The organism is Bradyrhizobium sp. 25ACV (assembly GCF_054863005.1).
Genome location: NZ_JAVAYO010000007.1, coordinates 24067 through 46444, shown reverse-complemented (window position 1 = coordinate 46444; position 22378 = coordinate 24067). Strand labels below are relative to the sequence as shown.

The 22378-nt window shown below is 64.9% G+C and carries 14 protein-coding genes; 5 read left to right on the top strand and 9 right to left on the bottom strand.

Features of this window, described 5'->3' with window-relative positions; genetic code table 11:
- Window positions 1-38 precede the first annotated feature (38 nt).
- Window positions 39-3488: an indolepyruvate ferredoxin oxidoreductase family protein gene (locus RAD04_RS17620; RefSeq protein ID WP_461624772.1), complete on the bottom strand. Its 3450-nt coding sequence runs from the start codon at window positions 3486-3488 to the stop codon at window positions 39-41.
- Window positions 3489-3640: 152 nt separating this feature from the next.
- Here RAD04_RS17620 and RAD04_RS17615 point away from each other — a divergent pair, with 152 nt between their 5' ends.
- Window positions 3641-4096 (top strand): Lrp/AsnC family transcriptional regulator, encoded by a 456-nt coding sequence (locus RAD04_RS17615; protein ID WP_183709291.1) that lies wholly within the window; start codon window positions 3641-3643, stop codon window positions 4094-4096.
- 120 nt (window positions 4097-4216) lie between these two features.
- On the opposite strand, the gene RAD04_RS17610 is transcribed toward RAD04_RS17615, so the two are convergent.
- From RAD04_RS17610 to RAD04_RS17600, 3 genes are read right to left on the bottom strand one after another with little or no spacing between them, the layout of a single operon-like run.
- Window positions 4217-5002: a fumarylacetoacetate hydrolase family protein gene (locus RAD04_RS17610; protein ID WP_461624771.1), complete on the bottom strand. Its 786-nt coding sequence runs from the start codon at window positions 5000-5002 to the stop codon at window positions 4217-4219.
- 15 nt (window positions 5003-5017) lie between these two features.
- Window positions 5018-6385 (bottom strand): LLM class flavin-dependent oxidoreductase, encoded by a 1368-nt coding sequence (locus RAD04_RS17605; RefSeq protein ID WP_461624770.1) that lies wholly within the window; start codon window positions 6383-6385, stop codon window positions 5018-5020.
- A gap of 21 nt (window positions 6386-6406) precedes the next feature.
- Entirely contained in the window at window positions 6407-7459 is a 1053-nt protein-coding gene (locus tag RAD04_RS17600; protein ID WP_461624769.1) for an Ldh family oxidoreductase, read from the bottom strand.
- Between the two features lie 298 nt (window positions 7460-7757).
- Here RAD04_RS17600 and RAD04_RS17595 point away from each other — a divergent pair, with 298 nt between their 5' ends.
- Complete coding sequence (locus RAD04_RS17595) at window positions 7758-11873, top strand: bifunctional diguanylate cyclase/phosphodiesterase (RefSeq protein WP_461624768.1); 4116 nt, start codon at window positions 7758-7760, stop codon at window positions 11871-11873.
- Between the two features lie 50 nt (window positions 11874-11923).
- Here RAD04_RS17595 and galE read toward each other — a convergent pair whose 3' ends face one another.
- The 4 genes from galE to RAD04_RS17575 form a co-directional block, all read right to left on the bottom strand.
- A complete protein-coding gene (galE, locus tag RAD04_RS17590) occupies window positions 11924-12916 on the bottom strand; it encodes a UDP-glucose 4-epimerase GalE (RefSeq protein WP_461624767.1) in 993 nt (330 codons plus the stop codon).
- Between the two features lie 19 nt (window positions 12917-12935).
- Entirely contained in the window at window positions 12936-13739 is an 804-nt protein-coding gene (locus RAD04_RS17585; RefSeq protein ID WP_461624766.1) for a WecB/TagA/CpsF family glycosyltransferase, read from the bottom strand.
- The gene (locus tag RAD04_RS17580) at window positions 13732-16101 is read right to left on the bottom strand and encodes an exopolysaccharide transport family protein (RefSeq protein ID WP_461624765.1); all 2370 of its coding nucleotides are present in this window, start codon (window positions 16099-16101) and stop codon (window positions 13732-13734) included. Before RAD04_RS17580 ends, RAD04_RS17585 begins: the two co-directional genes overlap by 8 nt.
- Before the next feature lie 291 nt (window positions 16102-16392).
- The gene (locus tag RAD04_RS17575) at window positions 16393-17193 is read right to left on the bottom strand and encodes a class I SAM-dependent methyltransferase (protein WP_461624764.1); all 801 of its coding nucleotides are present in this window, start codon (window positions 17191-17193) and stop codon (window positions 16393-16395) included.
- Window positions 17194-17576: 383 nt separating this feature from the next.
- Here RAD04_RS17575 and RAD04_RS17570 point away from each other — a divergent pair, with 383 nt between their 5' ends.
- Window positions 17577-18605, top strand: a complete 1029-nt coding sequence (locus tag RAD04_RS17570; RefSeq protein ID WP_461624763.1) for a glycosyltransferase family 2 protein — start codon at window positions 17577-17579, stop codon at window positions 18603-18605.
- A 3-nt stretch (window positions 18606-18608) separates the two neighbouring features.
- On the opposite strand, the gene RAD04_RS17565 is transcribed toward RAD04_RS17570, so the two are convergent.
- Window positions 18609-19601: a glycosyltransferase gene (locus tag RAD04_RS17565; protein ID WP_461624762.1), complete on the bottom strand. Its 993-nt coding sequence runs from the start codon at window positions 19599-19601 to the stop codon at window positions 18609-18611.
- Between the two features lie 244 nt (window positions 19602-19845).
- Here RAD04_RS17565 and RAD04_RS17560 point away from each other — a divergent pair, with 244 nt between their 5' ends.
- Both RAD04_RS17560 and RAD04_RS17555 read left to right on the top strand, forming a co-directional pair.
- Complete coding sequence (locus RAD04_RS17560) at window positions 19846-20946, top strand: glycosyltransferase (RefSeq protein WP_461624761.1); 1101 nt, start codon at window positions 19846-19848, stop codon at window positions 20944-20946.
- Between the two features lie 3 nt (window positions 20947-20949).
- Window positions 20950-22302: an O-antigen ligase family protein gene (locus RAD04_RS17555; RefSeq protein WP_461624760.1), complete on the top strand. Its 1353-nt coding sequence runs from the start codon at window positions 20950-20952 to the stop codon at window positions 22300-22302.
- The last annotated feature ends 76 nt before the right edge of the window (window positions 22303-22378 follow it).

Genomic DNA, 22378 nt, shown 5'->3' with positions numbered 1-22378 from the left:
CTCCCGGACATAGAGGCTGAAGCCTCGCCGGCTCCGCGTCAACCGGTGGCGCGCAGCTCTGCCGGCGACGACGGGTGGAGTTCATTGAACCGCCGCTCGACCTCGATCTTCGCCTTCTCGATCGCGGTGTCCTTGACCGGGCCATAGCCGCGGATGTCCATCGGCGCTGTTGCGATTGCGACGAGACCTGGCAGATGCGCCGCATCGAGCCCGCCGAGCATCCGCTCGATCAAGCCTTCATACCAGGCGATCAGTTCGCGCTCGGTGCGCCTTTCCCGGGTGTAGCCGAACGGATCGAACCGCGTGCCGCGTAGTCCCTTCAAGCGCGCGAGCGTGGCGAGCGGCATCTGGATCCATTGGCCGAAGGCGCGCTTGCGCGGCCGCCCCCGTGCGTCGCGCTGCGACGGCAGGAAGGGCGGAGCGAGGTGATATTGGACTCTGAAGCCATCCTCGAATTCTCGCTTCAGCTCATCGAGGAATCCGCCCTGCATGTGCAAGCGCGCCACCTCATACTCGTCCTTGTAGGCCATCAGCTTGAACAGGGCGCGGGCGATGGCCTCGGTCAGGGCCTCGCTGTTCAGGACAGCTTCGGCTCGGCGGACCCTCGCGACGGTCGCCCGGTAGCGCGCCGCATAGGCGTCGTCCTGATAGGCGGTGAGGAAAACGGCCCGACGGTCGATCATCTGGTCGAGCGTCTCGGCTTTGGGCGCATCGTCCACCCTCGGCAAAAAGTCCGGATCGGCTGCGGCGACCCGGCCCCAGGCAAAGGCCTGCTTGTTGCGTTCGACGGCGACGCCGTTGAGCTCGATTGCGCGCAGCAGCGTTTGCAGCGAAATCGGCACCAAACCGCGCTGCCAGGCAAAACCGAGCATGATGATGTTGGCATAGACGGCATCGCCGAGCAGCCGTTCCGCCAGTGCGTTGGCGTTGATGGTACTGAGATCGTTCTCGCCGATGACCTGGCCAATGGCACGCAGGCGCGCGGGGGAGGCGAGATCGGCGTCGCGGAAGCGGACGACGTCACCGGTCGGCATCTCCGCGGTGTTGACCGCTGCACGCGTGCCGCGGCGGTAAGTGCCTGAGGCTTTTGGCGAGGAGCTCACCACAAGGTCGCAGCCGATCAGCGCATCGGCTGCGCCCTGGTCGATACGGACCTGATGCAGCGCCTCGGGACTCGAGGCGAGGCGGATGTAGCTCAGCACGGGCCCGAACTTCTGCGCAAAGCCGGTGAAGTCGAGCACCGAGACGCCGCGATGTTCCAGGTGCGCGGCCATGCCGATCAGCGCACCCACTGTGATGACGCCGGTGCCACCGACGCCGGTCACCAGCAGGTCGTAGGGGCGGTCGAGCGTTGCCGTCGCGGGCAACGGAAGTGTGGCGGCCCGACCAACGGCGTCGATCTGGCTCGCGCTCTTTTTGCGGCGCGTCGCGCCTTCGACGGTCACAAAACTCGGGCAGAATCCGTTCAGGCAGGAAAAATCCTTGTTGCAGGCCGACAGATTGATCTGGCGCTTGCGGCCGAACGGCGTCTCCTTCGGCTCGACGCTGAGGCAGTTGGATTCCACCGAGCAGTCGCCGCAGCCTTCGCAGACGAGATCGTTGATATAGGCGAAGCGCTTGGGGTCGGCCATCTGCCCACGCTTGCGCCGGCGTCGCTTCTCCGTGGCGCAGGTCTGCTGATAGATCAGGACCGAGACGCCGGGGATATTGCGCAGCTCGCGCTGCACGGCATCCATCTCTTCGCGTGGATGAAGGGTGACGCCGGCCGGCAGGTCGGCAGGCGAGAACTGTGCGGGATCATCCGACACCAGCGCGATGCGCGCCACACCTTCGGCGCGGACGCTGTGGGCGATGGCATGCACGCTGATGGGGCCGTCGACCGGCTGGCCGCCGGTCATCGCGACGGCATCGTTGAACAGGATCTTGTAGGTGATGTTGGCCTTGGCAGCGATCGCCTGCCGGATCGCCATCGAGCCGGAGTGGTAGTAGGTGCCTTCGCCGAGGTTCTGAAAGATGTGCTTGTGGCCGGTGAAGCGTGACGAAGCCGCCCAGTTCACGCCTTCACCGCCCATCTGGATCAGCGACGAGGTCTCCCGGTCCATCCAGCTTGCCATGAAGTGACAGCCGATCCCGGCCAGCGCCTTGGAGCCTTCAGGCACCTTGGTTGATGTGTTGTGCGGACATCCCGAGCAAAAATACGGCGTTCGTGTCGCGCCGCTGACGTTGATCGTGCGCGCTGCCTCCGGCATCAGGGCGGCCGCGCGTGCGGCGAGATTGAGGCCTGGAAACATCGGATCAAGCCGGCGCGCCAGCACGCCGGCGAGCGCGCGAGGCGACAATTCGCCGATCCAGGAGATCAGCCTTGCCCCCGTTTCATCGTGCTTGCCGACCATGCGCTCCGGCTTGCTGCCAGGATAGTCGTAAAAATATTCCTTGAACTGGCTCTCGATAATGCCGCGCTTCTCCTCGACCACGAGGATCTCGCGCTTGCCTTTCACGAAGTCCATGGCGTCATGCAACGCCAGCGGCCAGACCATGCCAACCTTGTAAACGTCGATGCCGATGCTGCGGCAGGCGGCCTCGTCGAGCCCCATCAGCCGCAGCGCCTCCATCAGGTCGAGATGTGCCTTGCCGGTGGTGACGATGCCGTAAGTGGCGTCCGCAATGTCGTAGATGTGACGGTCGATCGGATTGGCCTTGGCGAAAGCGTAGACCGCGTGCTTCTTCGCCTCGAGCCGTTCCTCGATCTGCGGGCCCGGCAAATCAGGCCAGCGGTAGTGCAGTCCATCGGGCGGCGGCGTGAACTCTGGCGTGCGGAAGAGGCGCGGCGGGTGCAACGCGACGGAGGCGCCCGACTCGACGATCTCCGAGATCGCCTTGAAGCCGACCCACATGCCGGAGAAGCGGCTCAGCGCGTAGCCATATTCGCCGAATTCGAGATATTCGCCAACGCTTGCGGGATGCAGCGTCGGCATGAACCAGCTCATGAAGGCGACGTCGGACTGGTGCGGCATCGAGGAGGAGACGCAGCCATGGTCGTCGCCGGCGACCACCAGCACACCGCCATGCGGCGAGGAGCCGTAGGCGTTGCCGTGCTTCAGCGCATCGCCGGAGCGGTCGACGCCGGGTCCCTTGCCGTACCAGAGCCCGAACACGCCATCGACCTCGCGATCTCCCTGCGTCTCGACCTGCTGCGAGCCGAGTACCGCGGTCGCGGCGAGGTCCTCGTTCACGGCTGGCAGGAATTCGACATGGTCCCGCTTTAGCCGCTCCTGGATGCGCCAGAGCTCGAGGTCGATGCCGCCGAGCGGCGAGCCGCGATAGCCTGAGATGAAGCCGGCGGTGTTGAGCCCCGCGGCCCGATCGCGCCTGACTTGGTCGAGCGCGATGCGGACGATGGCCTGTGTGCCCGTAAGGAAGACGCGGCCGTGTTCGCGATCGTAGCGATCGGAGAGTTCATAGGAGTCGAGTGACGGAATGGCGTCCATGCGGGCCTCCCGCGGCATCCTTGCTGGATGAGCGGAGGGTAGGCCCTGATGGTTGGTAGGTCTTACCTATCTTTCCTGGTTGCAACCTGATTCTGGTAAATTATCCCGGATATGGCTATTCTGCGGCAGAATACACCAGATTGGGCCGATCGATGATCGAAGACCAGGACACGCGGATTCTCGCCCATCTCCAGAAGGATGGCCGTGCAACCAACCAGCAACTGGCGGATGAGGTCGGCATGTCCACCTCTGCCTGCTGGCGCCGCGTGCGCGCGCTGGAGGAAGCCGGCATCATCCAGGGTTACGCGGCGCTGGTCGCGCGCGAGCAGGCGGGCTTTGCGATGTCGGCCATCCTCCACGTCTCGCTGGAGCGGCACGACGCGAAGTTCGTCGACGAGTTCGTCGCGCGGGTAACCAAACGCCGCGAAGTGCTGGAGTGCTTTGCGACCACGGGCGACGCCGATTATCATTTGCGCGTCGTCGTGCAGGACATGGCGGCCTACAACAGATTCCTCGACGAGTTCATGTTCCGCATTCCCGGCATCCGTTATGTCCGCAGCAACGTGGTGTTGAAGGAGATCAAGTCGAGCGTGGCGCTGCCGTTTTGAAGAAGGTGTCGTAGGGTAGGCAAAGCGAAGCGTGCCCACGATCTTTCACGACGGAAAAAGATGGTGGGCACGGCGCAAGAGCGCCTTTGCCCACCCTACAGCACCGGTGCTGCTGGACCGCTATTGCCCCTCCCGCACAAACCTGTTCCGCAACGTTCCGACACCGGTGATGTCGATCTCCACGACGTCACCGTGCTTGATGTCGGGCGAGGCACCGTCCGTGCCCATCCAGATCACGTCGCCGGGCCACAACGTAAAATACTTGGTCAGCTCCACCAGGAACGGCACCACACCGAAGATCATGTCGCCGGTAGCGAAGCGGTTGGTCTCCTTGCCGTTGACCCGGACCACCGTTTCCATCTGTTCGAGATCGGCCTCGGTCTCGATCCACGGCCCCATCGGCTTGAACGTGTCGGCGTTCTTCGAGCGCCACAGGCTGCGGTCGGCCTTCTGCCAGCTGCGCTCGCTGACGTCGTTGCCGATGGTGTAGCCGAACACGCAATCCATGGCGTTGTCTTTGGTGAGATGTTTCACCTTCTTGCCGATGACGACGACGAGTTCTCCCTCGTAATGGATCTTGTCCGTCGCAAAGGACGGGATCACGACCTCCTCGTCATGTGCGATCAGCGCGTTCTGGGCGCGATAGCCGATCTCGGGACGATCGGGCACGGCCGGCACTTCGCCACGCTTGTCGGCGGCCTCCTTCAGATGCTTCAGATAGTTGAGGCCGACGCAATAGAAGGTGCGGGGGATCAGCGGCAGCTCGATCCCGACCTGCGACAGCGAATGCGTGCGCGAGGTGCGCTGCCATTCACCGAAGGGATCGCCGTCGACCGCGACGACCTTATCTCCCTCGACGATCCCCCACGAGGTCTTGCCTGCGTCAGTAAATTTCAGCCAGCGCATGTTAAGTCCTCGTTGCTATTCCGCGGCATTGCGCGGCTGCATCTTCCAGGCGCCGGCCGCGGGCCGCTTCAGTCCGAGATTTTCCCGCAATGTCTTGCCGCGATAGTCCTTCTGGAACAGGCCGCGACGCTGCAGCTCCGGGACGACATGCTGCACGAAATCGGCGTAGGAGCCGGGCACATAGGTCGCTGCGATGACAAAGCCGTCGCAGCCGCGCTCGACAAACATTTCCTCGAGCTTGTCCGCGATCTCCTTGGGACCGCCGACCATCGCGTCCTGCACCTGCCCGCGGCCGGAGAAAGTAACGAAGTCGCGCGCGCTCGGATTGCTCTTGCCTGAATTCTTCAGCACGCCGTCGCGGATGCCCAAGATACCTTGCATGCTCTTCAGTTCGTCAGTGGTCAGCGGCTCGTCGAGATCCTTGGAGGCGAAGTCGTAGTTGAGCGCTTCGGCAAGCAGCGACAGCGCGTCGATCTGGAGCGGCAGCTTGTTGATCAGCGCCATCCTGTCCTCGGCTTCCGCCTTGGTCGCGCCACAGACCGGCGTCGTCAAATTGCAGAGGAACATCTGGTCGGGATCGCGGCCGGCCTTGGCGGCCTCGTTGCGCACGGACGCATAGCCGTCCTTGGCGCCTTGAAGATTGCGCGCGGCGGTGAAGATCACCTCGCCCCATCGCCCGGCAAAGCGCTGGCCTCGGCCCGATGCCCCGGCCTGGATGATCACGGGGTGGCCTTGCTGCGAACGCGGCACGGTGAACGGCCCGCGTGATTTGAACGCCGCGCCCTTGTGGTCGAGCCGCTTCACCTTGGTCGGATCAGCAAAGCGGCCGGTCTTCTTGTCCATGATGAGTGCGCCGTCTTCCCAGGTGTCCCAATGGCCGAGCACGACCTCCATGAACTCGTCGGCCTTGTCGTAGCGGGAATCATGTTCGGGATGGGAGTCGCGCCCCATGTTGAGGGCCTCGCCGTCGTTGAGCGAGGTCACGACGTTCCAGCCGGCGCGTCCGCCGGACATGAGGTCGAGCGTTGCGAAGCGGCGGGCGACGTCGAACGGCTCGTAATAGGTGGTCGAGCAGGTTGCTCCCAGCCCGAGCTTCTCGGTGACCATGCCCATCGTGGTCAGCACGATCAGCGGATCCATCTTCACGCAGCGGATGCCGTATTCGACGGTATGGGCGTGGTCGTTGCCGTAGCGGTCCGGCATTGCCAGGCGATCGTCGAAGAAGGCCATGTGGAACTTGCCGGCTTCGAGAATCCTGCCGATCTCCTGATAATAGTCCGCCGACATCGAATGGTCGCGCGAATCCGGATGCCGCCAGGAGCTCGGCAAATTGGTGCAGTTCTGCGCCTGGAGGAAGCCGACCAGGACCATCTGTCGATTCATGCTGCTGTTCTCCTGATGCCGTCAGGCCAGATCGAGGACGGTGTCGAGCCGGTATTCCCGCGCCAGCGCGCGCAGCTTTTCCCAGGTGGCCTCCTCGATCTCGATGCCGTCGCGCAGGCGCTGCTGCTCGCGCAGGCCCTCGATCTCGCCGGGATAGTAGACGCCTTTGCTGCCCTCTGACGGCGGCGTCGATTTCAGATAGCGCGCGAACTCGGCGACCTCGCGCTTGAACTCCTGCAGCGGGCGGAATGCGGCGACATTGAACACCGCCATGAAGCATCCGTCATTGTGTCGTCCCGTCGGCTCGACGCCGAAGCCGAGACCGGTGAGCAGGCCGCACAGCACCTCGACCATGGCGGCAAGGCCGCTGCCTTTGTAACCCTCGGTGCCGCCGAGCGGCAGCAGCGCGCCGCCCTTGCGGTATTGGGTGGGATCTGTGGTGTGCCGTCCCTCGGCATCGATGATCCAGCCCGTCGGAATCTCCTCGCCGCGGGCGACTGCGAGCTGGATCTTGCCGGCTGCGACAGCTGAAGTCGCGATATCCAGATAGAACGGCGCATCGAGATCGGACGGCACCGCGATCGAGATCGGGTTGGTGCCGAGCCGCGCCTCCTTGCCGCCGAACGGCGCCACATGCTTCGGCGAGCGGCCGGAGTCCGCCGTGGCAATCCCGATCATGCCTGCGCGCATCGCCATCAAGGGGTAGGCGGCGAGGCGGCCGACATGGCTTTGCCGGAACACGGTGCAGGCAGCGACATTCGCCGTCCTCGCTTTCTCGATCGTCAGAGCCATCGCCTTGGCGTTGATGTGGAAGCCAAAGCCCCAATGGCCGTCGATCACGGTCGTGGTCGGCGATTCCTGGACCACTGTCCATTTCGCGCCGGGAACGATGTGGCCGGCCTTGATGCGGTCGATATAGGTGGGAACGGCGATCACGCCGTGGGAATCATGGCCGGCGAGATTGGCGTTGACGCAGCCGACCGCGACGGCGTCGGCTTCTTCCTCGGAGGCTCCGGCGGCGCGGAGCAGGGCGGCGCTGACGTGTGTGAGGCGATCGGCCGTGACGATCGGCATGGCGTTCCCCGGGGTCTTTGCCCTTGGTGGGCACTGATTGTTGGAGGCCATCGTCTCAAAGCGCCGCTGCGATATCAATCTCCCGTAAACCAATACAGGGCTGCAAATTCGTACAGAGATCGCGGCTCTCGCTGAGGATTCGTCCCGTGCGGCGGTATTTTCGGTAGTTTACCCGGGGTCGTTCGCAGCTCGTTCACTTTGATCGATTGTTTGCAGCGCGCAATAATCACCACTTAGGCGATGGCCCCTCATAAAGGCACCCGGGAGAAATAGGCAGAAATGCCCGGGAGCTGAGATCGTGCCGACGACACTCGCGCGCACATTTGCGGCGTTGAGCGCCATCAACGAAGCGATCCTCTATGCGAAATCGCCGGACGAGCTGTACCAGAAGGTCTGCAACGCCGGGTTTTCGAGCGGGGATTTCTTGGCTGTCGCCGTGTTTCTGGTCGGACCGGACGACCGGCGGCTGCAATTTGCGGCCGGCTGTGGCGACGACGTTGCGCGGCTGCGCTCGATCGAGATCACGACGGATGCCGGCACACCCGAAGGCTCGGGCGTCGGCGGCGAGGCATTTCGCGATCAGAAGCTGTGCGTCAGCAACGATTATCTGAACGACCCCCGTTCGCTGGCGTGGCGCGCGGGTGCCACTTCGGCCGCCATTGGCGCCGCTGCGGCGCTGCCGCTGCTCTGCAACGGCAAGAGTGTCGGCGTGCTCTACGTGACCCGCCGCGAAGCCGGCTCGCTGAACGAGCAGATGGTGTCGCTGTTCGGGCGCATGTCGGCCAATATCTCCTATGCGCTGGACAATTTCGCGCGCGAAACCGCGCGGCAGACCAGCGAACGGGCGACGCGGCGACTCAACCGCATGTTCGGCGCCATCAGCGCCACCAACGAAGCCATCCTACGCGCCAAAACCGAGCAGGAGCTGTATCAGCTCGTGTGTGACGCCTCCGTTCACGGGGGTAAATCGCTGGCGACCATCGTGTTGCTCCGCGAACCGGATTCGCATTGGATGAGTCCGGTCGCGTCCACCGGCCAGAACCTCGCACTGATCACCCAGGCGCGCTATTCGATCGATCCGGAGAATCCCTACGGCAAGGGAATATCCGGCGAGGTGTTCCGGACGCAGAAGGCCATCGTCGAGGACGATCTCGCCAGCCGCACCAGAGGCACGCCGTGGGAGCAGGCCAACGTCAACACTGGCGTTGCCGCCTGCGTGGTCGCGCCGCTGATCAGGCACGGTGAAAGTGTCGGCGTGCTCTTGTTCTTCATCAGCCGCTCCTGGGCCAAGGACGAGGAGATCGTCGCGCTCCTGCTGCGTATGGCGGAGAACGTCTCGTTCGCGATCGATAATTTCGGCCGCGAGTCCGAGAAGGCCAAAATCGCCGCCGAAGAGGAACGGCTGGCACGCATGTATGCGGCGCTCAGTGCAACCAACGAGGCGATCCTGCGCGCACGGTCGCGTTCCGAGCTGTTCGACCTCGTTTGCGAGGCGACGGCGAAGGGTGCCAAGTTCACTTCGGCCAACATCGCACTGGTCGACCCTCACGCCGGGCTGCTGCGCGTCGTCGCCTGTTACGGGCCGAACGCCGACCAGGTTCGCAACTTCAAGTTCTCCATCTCCGAGGAGGTGCCGGAAGGGCGCGGACTGACCGGCATCGCGTTCCGCACGCGCCAGCCCGCCGTCAGCAACGACGTGCTCGCCGACGAGCGCATCGCGCCCTGGCACGCCAGCGCCCGCCGCAACGGGATCGCGTCCTCCGCGGCGTTGCCGCTCTTCAACGGCGACCAGGTCGAAGGCGTGTTCCTGTTCAACTCTCCGGGGTGTGGCACGTTCACACCCGAATTCGTCGAATTGCTGCGCAAGCTCCAGGCCAACGTCGCCTTCGCGCTGGAAGGCTTCGATCGCGCCGAGGAGAAGGCGCAGGTAGACAAGCAGCGCAATCGCCTGAGCGGAATGTTCGAAGCGCTCAGCGCAACCAATGAAGCGATCATGCGCGCCAAGACGCGCGAGGACCTGTTCGAGGCCGCGTGCCAGGCAGCTATTCTCGGCGACGTGTTCGCGTCGGCAACGATCGGCATCATCGACGAGGAAAACGAGCTCGTTCGCGTCGTCGCGGTGAAGGGGCGCCTGCAGCAGCAGATGGTTGGACGGACCTGCAGCATTTCCGCCGACCATCCCGAAGGCGAGGGGATCATCGGCACCTCGCTCCGGACCCGCCGGCCCAGCGTCATGAACGACTATCTGAACGAGCCGCGGTCGGCATACTGGCGGGCGAAGGCGATCGAGGACGGAACGCGGGCCGCCGCCAGCTTCCCGCTTCTAAAGGCGGGCCAGGAGCCGATCGGCATCCTGCTTTTCCTCGCGCCCGAGGAGAACACATTCACGCCCGATCTGGTCGAACTGCTCGGGCGCCTTGCCGAAAACGTCTCCTTCGCGCTCGACAATTTCGACCGTGTCGAGGAAAAGGCCCGCACCGAGGCGCAGAAGGAGCGCCTGACGCGCATGTTCGCGGCACTGAGCGCGACCAACGAGGCGATCATGCGGGCGAAATCGCGCGCCGAGCTGTTCGACCTCGTCTGTCTCGCGGCCTCGAACGGTGCCAAATTCACGTCGACGACGATCGCGCTGGCCAGGGTCGACAGCGACCAGCTGGAGATCGTGGCGAGCGCCGGGCCGTCTTCCGACACCACGCGCAACGTTCGCCTCTCGATCGACCCCGAGCGGCCCGAAGGACGCGGGATGAGCGGCACGGCGTTCCGCACCCGCCAGCCCTGCATCAGCAACGATTATCTCAACGACGATCGCGTCAGCGCATTCCACGCCGTTGTCCGCGGCGACGGAGCGCGGTCGGGCGCAGCGTTTCCGCTCATCGTGCACGATCAGGCCGTCGGCGTCATGATCTACATGTCGACCGAGCCGGCGACCTTCACGGCCGAGTTCGTCGAGCTGTTGCAGCGTCTGGCCGACAATGTTTCGTTTGCGATGGAGAATTTCGATCGCGCCGACGAGAAGAACGAGGCGGACGAGCGGATCGAGTACCTCGCCTCGCATGACAGCCTGACGGACCTTCCGAACCGCGAGACCTTCAACGGGCTGCTGCGGGGGGCGATCGACACGGCGGAGCGCCACGATCACCGTTTCGCGGTGCTGTTCATCGATCTCGACCGCTTCAAGGTCATCAACGATTCGCTCGGCCATGAGGCCGGCGACCTGCTTCTGCTCGAAGTGGCAAATCGCTTGCGCGGCGCGCTACGGGAAAGCGACGTCGTGGCGCGCCTCGGCGGCGACGAGTTCGTGGTGATCCTCGACCAGTGCGGCGAGATCGACGACGTCCAGCGCATCGCGACCGGGCTGCTCGCTGCACTCGCCGAGCCCATGGAGCTGGCCGGACACGAGTGCCACACCACGGCCTCGATCGGTATCGCGATGTATCCGGCCAACGGCTCCGACGCGCAGACGCTGACCAAGAACGCCGACATGGCGATGTACCTCGCCAAGGAGGACGGCAAGAACGGCTACCGGTTCTTCTCCAAGGAAGTGACGACGCAGTCGATCGAGCGGCTGTCGCTGGAGAGCGCGCTGCGCCGCGCGCTGGAGCGCGAGCAGTTCTCGTTGAACTACCAGCCGAAGGTCGACATGGCGACCGGCCAGATCACCGGCGTGGAAGCCCTGCTGCGCTGGGCGCATCCCGATCTCGGCAACATCTCGCCGGCTCAGTTCATCCCGCTCGCGGAGGAGACCGGCCTGATCGTGCCGATCGGCCGCTGGGTGCTGAGGGAAGCCTGCGCGCAGGCCATGGCCTGGCAGCGCCGCGGCCTGTTGCCGTTGTCGATGGCGGTCAATTTGTCGCCGCGGCAGTTCGCCGACGAGCATCTGTTGCAGGACGTCGACGAGGCGCTGGCGGCCAGCGGCATGTCGCCGGTGCTGCTCCAGCTCGAAGTCACCGAGAGCATGATGATGCGCAATGTCGGCCGCGCGCTCAAGGTGCTCGATGCCATCCAGAGCCGCGGCATCCGCCTCGCCATCGACGATTTCGGCACTGGCTATTCGTCGATGTCGCTGATGAAGCATTTCCCGATCGACACCATCAAGATCGACCGCTCCTTCGTGCGCGACCTGCCGCAGGATTCGGAGGACCAGGCGATCGCACAGGCCATCATCAGCATGGGCAAGGCGCTCGGCATGACCGTCGTCGCCGAAGGCGTCGAGAACGCCGAGCAGGAGGCCTTCCTGCGCACCCATGGCTGCGACGAGATGCAGGGCTTCCTGATCTCGAAGCCGCTGCCGGCCAGGCAGATGGCCGAGCTGTTGCGGCCGATGGTCCTGCCTGTCGCCCCGCCGCTCCAGCCGGAGCCGGACGTTGCCGCTACGGAAGCTGCGGCGTCACGGCTGAAACGCGCTGTCGTCTGACGGCTGCGGCTCGCCGCCTCCGCCGAGCAAGGCGCGGGCGCCCCGATTGCCTAACGCTGTCTGAACGGATGCGCCTTCTGGTGCCAGGCCCAGGCGGTGCGGATGACCGTCGCCAGGTCGGAATGGCCAGGCACGAAGTTCAGCACCTTTCGCGCAGCGGAGGGATCCGCGACCAGATAAGTCGGATCGCCGGCGCGGCGCGGCTTGACGGTGTGCGGCACCTCGCGGCCGGTCTCCTGCCTGATCGCGTTCAGGATCTCGCGCACGGAAAAGCCGGAGCCGGTGCCGAGATTGAAGCTGCCGCCGGCATGCCCGTCTTCCAGGAGCTTCAGGGCCGCGACATGCGCCGCGGCGAGGTCGGTGACGTGGATGTAGTCGCGGATCGCGGTTCCGTCGGGCGTGTCGTAGTCGTCGCCGAACACCGCGAAGTCGACATGGCCCTGCAGCGCCATCATGGCGCGGGGAATGAGGTGGGTTTCATTGTCGCGCAGCTCGCCGATGCCGCCGGCCGGATCGGCGCCGCTGGCGTTGAAATAGCGCAGGCAGAACGCGCCAAAGCCGTAGGCCGAGCGGTAATCGGCGAGCATCCGCTCGATCATCCATTTCGACGCGCCATAGGGGTTGATCGGTACGCAGGGAAAGTCTTCCGGCAGCTCCTTGGAATCGGCATTGCCGTAGACGGCGCCGGTCGAGGAGAACACGATGCGTTGGCAGCCTGCGTTGCGCATCGCCTGCAACAGCGACAGCGTGCCTTGCACGTTGCTGATGTAGTATTTCTGCGGTTCGGTCATGGACTCGCCGACCAGGCTCGCCGCCGCGAAGTGCATCACCGCCGTGATTTTGTGGTCGGCGAAGGCGCGTGCCAGCGCCGTGCCGTCGAGCAGATCGCCCGTCACCAGGGGGCCGGCAACGAAGCTGCGATGACCTGTCGAGAGATTGTCATAAACGACGGGCTGATAGCCGGCGGCGGTCAATGCGCGGCAGGCATGCGAGCCAATATAGCCCGCGCCCCCAGTGACGAGGACAGTCGGTCGGTCGGTCATATCGTCTTCTGCTCTTCTCTTAGCGGAGGGGTCGGTTGCGGCTGAAGAGAAGATAGAGCGCGCGGGGGTTGGTGGTCAAATAGCGCCAGAACAGGCGGCGCGGCTCGAGCAAGGTGCGCCACGCCCATTCGAGTCCGACCCTCTGCATCCATTGCGGCGCGCGGGAACGGCTGCCCGACAAAAAGTTGAACAGGCCGCCTGATGTCTTGATAACGCCAACATTGGTCAGGTACGGCGTGAATTCCTCCACGAATGCCTGCTCGTTGGGCACGCCGAGCGCGACCCACAGATAGTCCGGCGCAAGCGCGTTGATCTCCTCGACTTTGGCGCGCAGCGCCTCGCCTCGCAGATAGCCGTGGCTGCGCCCGATGATCTTGAGGTCCGGATACATCTTCTGGACGTTCTCGACGGCCACGATGTTTTCAGCCTCGCTGGCGCCGAACATGTAGAAGGTGCGGCCGACCGCTTCCGCCTTGCGCGCGACGACGTGGAACAGGTCCGTGGTCGCGACGCGCTCGGGCAGGGGAAACCAGGATTGCAGCCTCGAGGCCGCCACCAGCGGCTGGCCGTCGGCGTTGATCAGGTCGGCGGCGCGGAACAGGCGCTCTGTCTGCGGTTCCGTCGAGCAGCGCGCCAGCACCTCGCCATTGGCCGAGGTCAGGAACAACGGACGGCCGATGCGATTGTCGGGATCGGTCGCTTCGATCATGAAATCGGCGGTCGCTTCCAGATCGATCGCGGCCATGCGGAGCCCGCCGACGGTGATTCGCGGCACGTCGGCCGTTGCTGCCCGTCCGTCGAGGTTGACGCGACGCTCAAGCATATTGTCTGCCTCGCTGGCGCGTTTGGATTGCAGGGGTGAGCTCGTCCAGCACGACGCCGACGAGCTTGCGCTCGGCGCGGCCCAGCGCGGTCAGGATCTCTTCCAGGCTGTCGTTGATGTCGAGGCTGGTCGGCAGCACCGCCACCAGCGCGTCGGTGTCGTCGAGCAGCTTGCGGCCGCCGGCAAGAAGCGGCATCGCGGGACCGTCGAGGATCACAAGGTCATAGCCGCCTGCGGAACGCGCCTGCGCAATCGCCTTGCGGATCGCGTCGGCAGCCTTGCCGGCGTCACCCTCGCCGGCCGGCAGCACCGAAATGCCGTTGACCGTCTTGATCTCGCGTGCGGCCTTGCTACCGATCGAGAGCCAGCCGAGCCTGCTCGGCTCGCTCTTGCCGGGGCGGCTGACCTTGTTCGAGAGCACGTGGGCCTGATGGTCGGCATCGATCATCAGCACGCGGGCGCCGTCGCGCGCTGCCGCGAGCGCGAAATTCAGCGCGATCACGCTGCGCCCGGTGGTGTCGCCGGCGCCGACGAGCGCGATGACCGGCATCCTCTTGTCGCCGGCGCGCCGGGCTACGGTAGTGCGCATATCGCGCCAGGCGTTGAGCAGTTTCGTCAGGGGAAAGCCGGGCCGCAACGTCGGCCAGCCCAGCCGGGTGAGGTCGATGCCGCCGCCGGTGGCGAGAATCGCTCCGAGCGTGTGGATGACGTCGGCCTCCTGGAGGCGCGCGATCAGCGGCTTTTCGATCAGGGGCTTTTCGACCATCGCAGGCTGCAGCGATGGCGCGGCAAGTTCGGGCAGGGCCTGCGCCACTTCCTGAGGTCGCGAGACCTGAGGAGGTTGCGGAGCTTCCGGAGCCGGCAAAACCTCGGGAGTGCGCGTTCTCTCCGGTGCCGGCTTGCCCGCACGGCGGGCTGGCGCGGGCGCCGGCGCGCCGACGAGCAGGAGTTCGACCGCGGCGAACCAGCTTGACGCCGCGAGCGCGCCGAAGATGAAGCCGATCATGGCGAACAGACTCATGGCGGGCGGGAACGAGCGCCGCTGCGGCACCGTCGCTTCGCCGATGACGCGGGCCGCCGAGGTGTTCAGCGTCTCCTGCTCCTCGGTCTCGCGCGAGCGCTTGAGGAAGGATTGATAGACGTCGCGGCTGGCATCGGCCTCGCGCTCGAGTTCGCGCAGCCGGACGGCGGCCTGGCTGAGCTGTACGCTCTGCCGCTTCTGCGCTTCCATGGCCCGGTTGAGCGAGGCCTCATAGTCGCGGGCGCGCGTCAGATCGTTCTTGGCCGACTGGGCGAAGCGATCGATCTCCTCGCTGATGGTGCGCTTGAGATCCTCGACCTGCTTCTCGGTCTGGCGCAGCGCCGGATGGCGCGGCCCGAGCTCGCCGGCCTGCTCAGCATATTTCTTGCGGGCATCGGCATATTGCGCGCGCAAATTCGCAATCGTCGGCGATTGCAGCGCCTCCGGGATCGCGCCGGCATCGGCAGCGGTACGGCGGCTCGCCTCGATCTGGTCGAGCCGCGCCTGCGCATCCATCGTCGCCGCGCGGGCTGCGGAAAGCCGCTGGTTGCTGGCGGAGAGCTGCTGATCGCTGATCAGCGCATCCTGGCTGCCGACGAAATTGTTCTGGGCCTTGTAGGTCGCAAGCGCGGTCTCGGCGTTGCGCAGCCGCTCGCGCAGCTCCTTGAGGCGGCCGGAGAGATCGTTGGTGGCGCGCCGTGCGGCCGAAGCCTGCGAGTTGCGGGACTCGGTGAGGTAGGCATTGGTCAGCGTGTTGGCGAGCATCGCCGCTTTCGCCGGATCCGTCGACCAGACCTCGATGTCGACGATGAAGCTCTTTTCGGTCTTGCGGATCGTGATGTGCCTGTTCAGCGCCTCGAGCGCCGCAAGCTGCACTTCCTTGTTGTCCGCTGCAGAGGGAGCGCGGGGCTGCAGGCCGATCAGGCCGAGCAGCGACGACATCAGGCTCTGGCCGTCGCTGCCGCCGCCGAACTCCGGGTCCTTGTCGAGACCAGCCTGCTGGATCACCTTGAGCAGCACGCTGTTGGAGGTGATTAGCCGCGCCTGGCTCTCCACCACCATGGACATGCCGGAGACGTCCTGCGCGCGCGGCGTGAGCTCACGATCGACGAGCTGAAGCTCGCGCGGATCGACATAGAGCTGGGCGGTGGCGGTGTAGCGGGGCGTCAGGCTCTTGCCTACGGTAACGGCAAGCGTTGCGCCGAGCAGGGCAGCCGCGGCAATCGCGATCTTGCGCCGCCAGAGCAGATTGGCGAGCTCCAGCACGTTGAAGCTGGCCTGGGGCCGCTGTTGCGGCGACTCCGGTCTGGCCCGATCTATCGGCTGGTTATAGTCAAGCATGATCCCCAGCTTTCATTCCAACTGCCGCAGGCTGAGGGGCTACTCTTCGCTCTACGCCATGCACCCGGGATATAGGTGCCCAATCAACGCAACAGGGAAAATTAACCATACTCATTGAGGGACTATTCACCGAAATGGCAAACAAAGCGTTTAAGCGCTTGCCACTCCGCGGTGCGTCCTCGTGACGCCAGCGATGCCGGGGCTCCCTGGAGATTAACGGTTCGTTACCGCGCGCGGCATGGCTGCGAGGCTGGGCTTGTTCTGCAATGGGCCGCGCGCGCGCCATGGTCGTCAGCTCTTCCGCAGGATGACGTGATAGTCGCCGCGGCGGACGTCGGTCCCGCGCGAAAGCATGGTATTCAGCACGGCGGCGCCGGCGTCCACGAGCGCCGCGAACAGCGGCTTGCGCCGGCGCATCTCGGGATAGCGCGGACTCTCGACCTCGCGGCGGTAGATCATCTCAAGGCCGTTGGCAGCCGCGAAGGCTTCGAGGCGGGGCAGCGTCACCAGCGGATGAAAGAAGGTCGGGAATGGCGGCTCACCGGGCATGCCGGCATCCTTGATGCCGCGGATGTGCCGGTAGAACCAGACGTGAAACCAGTGCGGCGAATATTTGGTGACGACGCCGGACAGCGAGCGGGGATTGGGCGCGCCGATCAGGATCATGCCGCCGCGCTTGAGCGCATCGCGGAAATTCAGGAGCGCGGCGTCGACATGGGGCAGATGCTCGATCACGTTGTAGCAGATCACGAGATCGAAGGTCTCGCGCCCGAAGCGGTAAGTCTGCACGTCGCCGAGGATAGCCTCGTCCGCGTAGGTGTTGTTGCGGACCTGGTCCTCGTCGATGTCGACGACGGTGACCTTGCTGCGTCCAGGCAATTCCGGTGGCAGAACGCTGCACGAGCCGCCGCCGGCTTCATAGATGGCGAGCTGGCCTTGCGGCAGCTCGCGCCGCAGCAAATCGTGAACGGCGAGCAGGCTGTCGCGGGCTTCGCCCGGGACGAGATCGTGAAGTGCCTGGACGGGGGACGCGGCTGCGGGAATCTGGATCGCCGTGGCTGTCGCAAAATCAATCGTGGCTGGCTTGTTCATATTTTCTGACCGCGCTTGTTCTATTCAAATTTACAGGAAAAATATCGCGAGCCCGAAGAGCAAATCTGATGCCGCGCCGTCTCACCGGTCGCAGTGCTTACGGTCGGGTTAATGCGCATGCGCATTAACTACGGCATTGTTCATGTTGGACCGTTGCCCGCGCAATGGACCGCGAATTGCAGTATCACGCGCGAAAGTTTGGCGCCGGAAAACACGCGAAAACGGTAAAGTGCTTGATGTAGCCGGAGATTGCGGATTTGCGCCGGCGTGCTGCGCGCGCCAGCCGTTCGTTTTGGGACGCATCCGTCCCGCGACGATGTGCCGTCGCGGGACGTACGAATGAAGCAGGGCTTTTTCAATATATCTCGGACATCTAGAACGTCATGACATTGATCCCGACAGACCTGTCTGCCACGCGTATCTCGGATGCCGTGCGCGATCCCAACCGGGAGATCGCGGCAAGCTCCGCGGTCATCGACCTGTCGGTCGGTATCGTCGTCTGCATTCCCTGCTTCCGCCGTCCGCAGCATCTGCGGTTGACGCTGGAGTCGCTGGCGAACCAACGGACCCCGCGTTCCTTTGCCGTCGTCATGGTCGAGAACGATGCCGCGCAGCGCGAGAGCGCGCCGGTTGCCGCGGAATTTCTGGCCGCCGGCAGGCTGCAGGGCGTCTGCCTCGTCGAGAAGCGGCAGGGCAATTGCCAGGCGATCAATGCTGCGTTCGAGACGGCGCAGGCACTGTTTCCTGCTGCAACCCGCTTCCTGATGATCGACGACGACGAGATCGCGTCAAGCGACTGGCTCGAACTGATGGTCCGCACCGCGGAGGCGACCGGCGCCGACGTGGTCGGCGGGCCGGTGCTGCCTGTGTTCGACGACGACAGCAAGCCGTGGCTGTCGCGTCATCCCGCTTTCCGTCCCGCCTACGACTATTCCGGCGCGGTGCCGCTGATCTATGGCTGCGGTAATTGTCTGATCACGCGCGCGGCCTTCGAGCGGTTCGATCGTCCCGCGTTCGACCTGCGCTTCAATTTCCTCGGCGGCGGCGATTGCGATTTCTTCGTGCGGTGCCGTGATGCCGGCATGATCTTCCACTGGACGGCGGAGGCCGTCATCACCGAGACCGTACCGCAAAGCCGCACCAGCCTCGGCTGGATCGCCAAGCGTGGCCTGCGCATCGGCGCGATCAATTATCGCGTGCAGTACAAGGCCGCGCAGAGCGCGACGGCGCGGGCGCAGGTGTTCGTGCAGATGCTCGGACGGTTGCCGCTCTCGCTGATTCGGTCCGCAGGTCTGTTGACGTCGTCGAAGGCCGTCGTCGCGATGCATCCTGTGATGGTCGCGCTCGGCTCGATGCTCGCGGCGCTCGGGATCGAGCCGAAGCCTTATGAGGCCTCGAAGATCGTGTCGTGACGATCAGATGCCGAAGCGGGCGAGGACGGTCCTGGCCGTGGCGCGCGGCAACGCCTTGAGCGAGCGCCGGCCGACCATTCCAAGATAGCCAAAAGCCTGGCGATATCGGCCGAAACGAACCGCCTGCATCGCCGAGTAGGTGATGAGATGAAGTTCGGCGGCGAGGCGCAGTCCGGCCGCCGTGCCCTCGGGGAGGCGTGCCAGGATCAACCCGTCGTCGAATACCCGCGCGATGGCAGGGAAGAAATCCTTCGGCGTCCGCACCGCCGCGTTCATGGTGTTGGCGGTGTGCAGGCGATAATCGAGCAGCAGTTTTGGCGCGAACTCGAATTCACCGATTGCGGCGAGGCGGCACCAGCAATGCCAATCCTCGCAATATCTGAGCGAGGTGTCGAAACCGCCGATGGCACGGAAGGCTTCCGCGCGTGCCAGCGCAATACCGCCGTTGACGATGAAATTGCCGGCGGCGAGCCGCGTCAGCACGTCGCCTGACGGCTTCCGGCGCCCCTTCAGCAGGCCGCGCCGGCCGATCTGATGTCCTTCGCTGTCGATCGTGTTGTAATCGCCATAGACGAGCACCGCCTGCGGAGCCCCGCGTGCCGCCTCCAGCAGTGCCGCCACTGCGCCGGGGCGAAGGCGGTCGTCGGCATCGAGGAAGAGCAGCCAGTCGCCGCGGGCATACCGCGCACCGAGATTGCGCGCCGCCGACACGCCGGCGGAATCGTTTGTGATCAGGCGCAGTCGCGGATCGCGAATGCCGCGGACGACGCCGGTGGTGTTGTCGGTCGAGCCGTCGTCCACGACGATCACTTCGCTCACCTCGCCCTGCGCCAGTGCGCTGGTGAGGGTCTCGCCGACATAGGCCGCAACGTTCTTGGCGGGAATGACGACGGACACCGACCAGGTCGAGCTCGACGGCAGCGGCTGGCGTAGCGCCGGAACGAGGCGTGTGGTGGCCGGCAAATCGAGAACGTCTTCGGCGGTGATCTGAGCCACGGCTCGCCTTTAAGAGTCTGTTAACCAGGACGCATGAGCTGATTGAATGATGCGGTCGATCGCAACATGGGCAGGCCTGCGAATGATACCCGCATTACAGCCAGATCGTTGTCGGGAAGCCGTGCGCGGCGCTGGTTTCGTCAATTAGCGTTAAGCCGCTGGCATTAAGCCTGTGGCAAATTTGGAAGAGTGCGACCGCCGGTCCCATGCGAGAATGCGCATCCGGTTGCCGCGGATGGATCCAGTGCCCGCAAAGACATTCGAACACGACCCAGATACGATGATCCTCAACCTCTTTTATGAGGACAAGGACGATCGCTGGTTTCCCGGCGACCGGCATCTGCGGCGCATGGCGCGCCGGTTGCTGCTCGGCGAGCCGCGCATGAGCGGCCAGCTTCGCGTGTTCCTCAATCTCTGTGCGGGGCTCGATCGGCTCGGCATCCGCTACCGGGTCAACGATTACGGCTACATCGCGCGGCATCCCGACGAGCTCGCCTGCATCGTCGGCCGCACCTTCCTGCTCGACAAGTTCGCGTGGAAGAACCCGATCCTGCTTGGCGTCGCCGCCCACAATCATCCGCTCGACGACCTCGATTTGTTCAAGCGTCTGCCGGTGAAAAAGGTTGTGGTGCCCGGCCCCTGGTACGTCGACATGTACCGGCCGTACTGGCCCGAGACTGAGGCTTGGCCGGTCGGCATCGACACCGATCTCTGGGCGCCGTCGCGGGCCTCTCAGAAGGCCGTCGATGTGCTGATCTACGACAAGGTCCACTGGGACCGCGAGCGCTATGCGCCGGAGTTGATCGAACCCGTCCGCGCCCGCCTGCGCAGAGAGGGACGCTCGTTCACGGAGCTGCGTTATGGCAGCTACAAGGAAGAGGATTATCAGGCGGCGCTGGCGCGTTCGCGCGCGATGATCTTCCTGTGCCAGAACGAGAGCCAGGGCATCGCCTATCAGCAGGCCCTGTCTTGCGGCGTGCCGGTATTCGCCTGGGATCCGGGCGGCCCGTGGCGAGACCCCGATTACTATCCGCACCGCGTTCAGTTCGCGCCGGTGTCGTCGGTGCCGTATTGGGATGAGCGCTGCGGGGCCAAATTCGTCGACGTCGCCGGGTTCGAGGCTGGTTGGGAAAACTTCTGGGAAGGGTGTGCCGCAGGCGCGTTCGATCCGCGCGGCTATATCCTGGACAGCCTCACGCTGGAGCAACGGGCGCTGCAATATTACGAGATTGCGCGGAGCATCGTGCGGCAGCCGGCGGCGCAGACTTCCGAAAGGCCTGGTGATGGACGCTCAATGGGGTTGAGCCAGGACCTCGAGCTTCACCGGCGTCACCAAGTGTCTTGAGCCATGGACCGCAGCGCCGCCGACATGACCGACCTCGAGGCCCGACCGTTGGGCCGCGCCTTCCGCGACGGCCTGGCGCAGCTGAATGCCGTGCAGGCGGCGCGCTGCCTCGTCGCCGTCGCCTCGCTGCTGCTGGTGCTGGTGACGCTCGATCCGTTCCCGGACCTGCGGAATCCCGACGTCACCACCGTCGTCGGCGGACGAATGGCGCTGGCCTATGTGTCCTGGGGACTGCTCGCTGCGGTCGCGGCGCTGCTCGTCGCCACCACGGATGCGCCCGCGCTGAAGACCCTGGTGACGCCGCTTCATCTCTGCCTCGTGGGCTGGCTGGTGATCAACATCGTCCTCTCCGAAAGCCGCGGCGTTTCGATCCAGCGCTTCGTGCTCGCCGCCAGCGTGACGTCGCTCGCCGTCCTGCTGCCGTTGCTGCCGCCGACGCAGCGCAGCTTCAACTTGTGTTTGGGCGGGGCCGCGCTGGTGCTGCTCGCGCTCTGCTATCTCGGCGTCTTCCTCGCCCCGCAATATTCGATCCACACCGGGCTTGATATTGGCGAGCCGCAGCTTGCCGGCGACTGGCGCGGCAGTTTTGGCCATAAGAACATCGCCTCACCCGTGATGACCATCCTGGTCTATGTCGGCATCTACCTGGCCGCCGTCGGCTCGTTCGTGATGGGTCCCGCGATCGCCGCGCTGGCCGGCATCTTCCTGATCTTCACCGGCGGCAAGACGTCGTCGGTGCTGTGCCTTGCGATCTACGCGCTCGCGTCGCTGGTCTACGTGACGCCGAGCCTGTGGCTGAAGCGGATCATCTGCTTCGTGCCGCTGATCGTGATGAACCTGCTGACGGTTGGCAGTGTCTTGAGCCCGGCGTTGGGAGCGATGACGCGCTTGCTGCCGCTCGATCCGACCTTCACCGGCCGCTCCGCGATCTGGGAGTTCGCGCTCGCGGCCGTCGCCGAGAAGCCGGTCATCGGTCACGGCTATGCGGCCTTCTGGGATGATGTCACGGCACGGCAGACCGCCCAGGGCGCCGAATGGGCGACGTCGGCGGCGCATAGCCACAACAGCTATCTCGACCTCGCGGTCACCATCGGTCTGCCGGGACTGCTGCTTGTGATCCTCATCTTCGTGCTCGCACCGCTCGGCAATTTCCAGTCAGCCCAGGCTCACAGTCGCAGTGGGGCGCTGGCAAAGCTGTTCCTGACCGTTTGGCTGTTTGGCCTGTATTACGGCGCGACCGAGACCTTCCTGCTCGAACGGCAAAATCCGATCTGGTTCATGTTCGCGCTCGCGGTGGCCGGCCTGCACTTCCTCGCCAGGTTCCAATGTGTCGAGCAGATGGAACCGCAGCGCTGACAGCTTGTCGCAGTCGGGGCGATGGTGGCATCGGCTTAACGATTGAGCGGCTACGTCTCTTCTGGTGTGCGACAAA

Coding starts and splice junctions, on each gene's coding strand:
- RAD04_RS17615 (WP_183709291.1), top strand. CDS start 3,641: ATGATCGAAGACCAGGACACGCGGATTCTCGCCCATCTCCAGAAGGAT.
- RAD04_RS17580 (WP_461624765.1), bottom strand. CDS start 16,101: ATGCTTGACTATAACCAGCCGATAGATCGGGCCAGACCGGAGTCGCCG.
- RAD04_RS17620 (WP_461624772.1), bottom strand. CDS start 3,488: ATGGACGCCATTCCGTCACTCGACTCCTATGAACTCTCCGATCGCTAC.
- RAD04_RS17610 (WP_461624771.1), bottom strand. CDS start 5,002: ATGCGCTGGCTGAAATTTACTGACGCAGGCAAGACCTCGTGGGGGATC.
- RAD04_RS17605 (WP_461624770.1), bottom strand. CDS start 6,385: ATGAATCGACAGATGGTCCTGGTCGGCTTCCTCCAGGCGCAGAACTGC.
- RAD04_RS17570 (WP_461624763.1), top strand. CDS start 17,577: ATGACATTGATCCCGACAGACCTGTCTGCCACGCGTATCTCGGATGCC.
- RAD04_RS17555 (WP_461624760.1), top strand. CDS start 20,950: ATGGACCGCAGCGCCGCCGACATGACCGACCTCGAGGCCCGACCGTTG.
- galE (WP_461624767.1), bottom strand. CDS start 12,916: ATGACCGACCGACCGACTGTCCTCGTCACTGGGGGCGCGGGCTATATT.
- RAD04_RS17575 (WP_461624764.1), bottom strand. CDS start 17,193: ATGAACAAGCCAGCCACGATTGATTTTGCGACAGCCACGGCGATCCAG.
- RAD04_RS17585 (WP_461624766.1), bottom strand. CDS start 13,739: ATGCTTGAGCGTCGCGTCAACCTCGACGGACGGGCAGCAACGGCCGAC.
- RAD04_RS17600 (WP_461624769.1), bottom strand. CDS start 7,459: ATGCCGATCGTCACGGCCGATCGCCTCACACACGTCAGCGCCGCCCTG.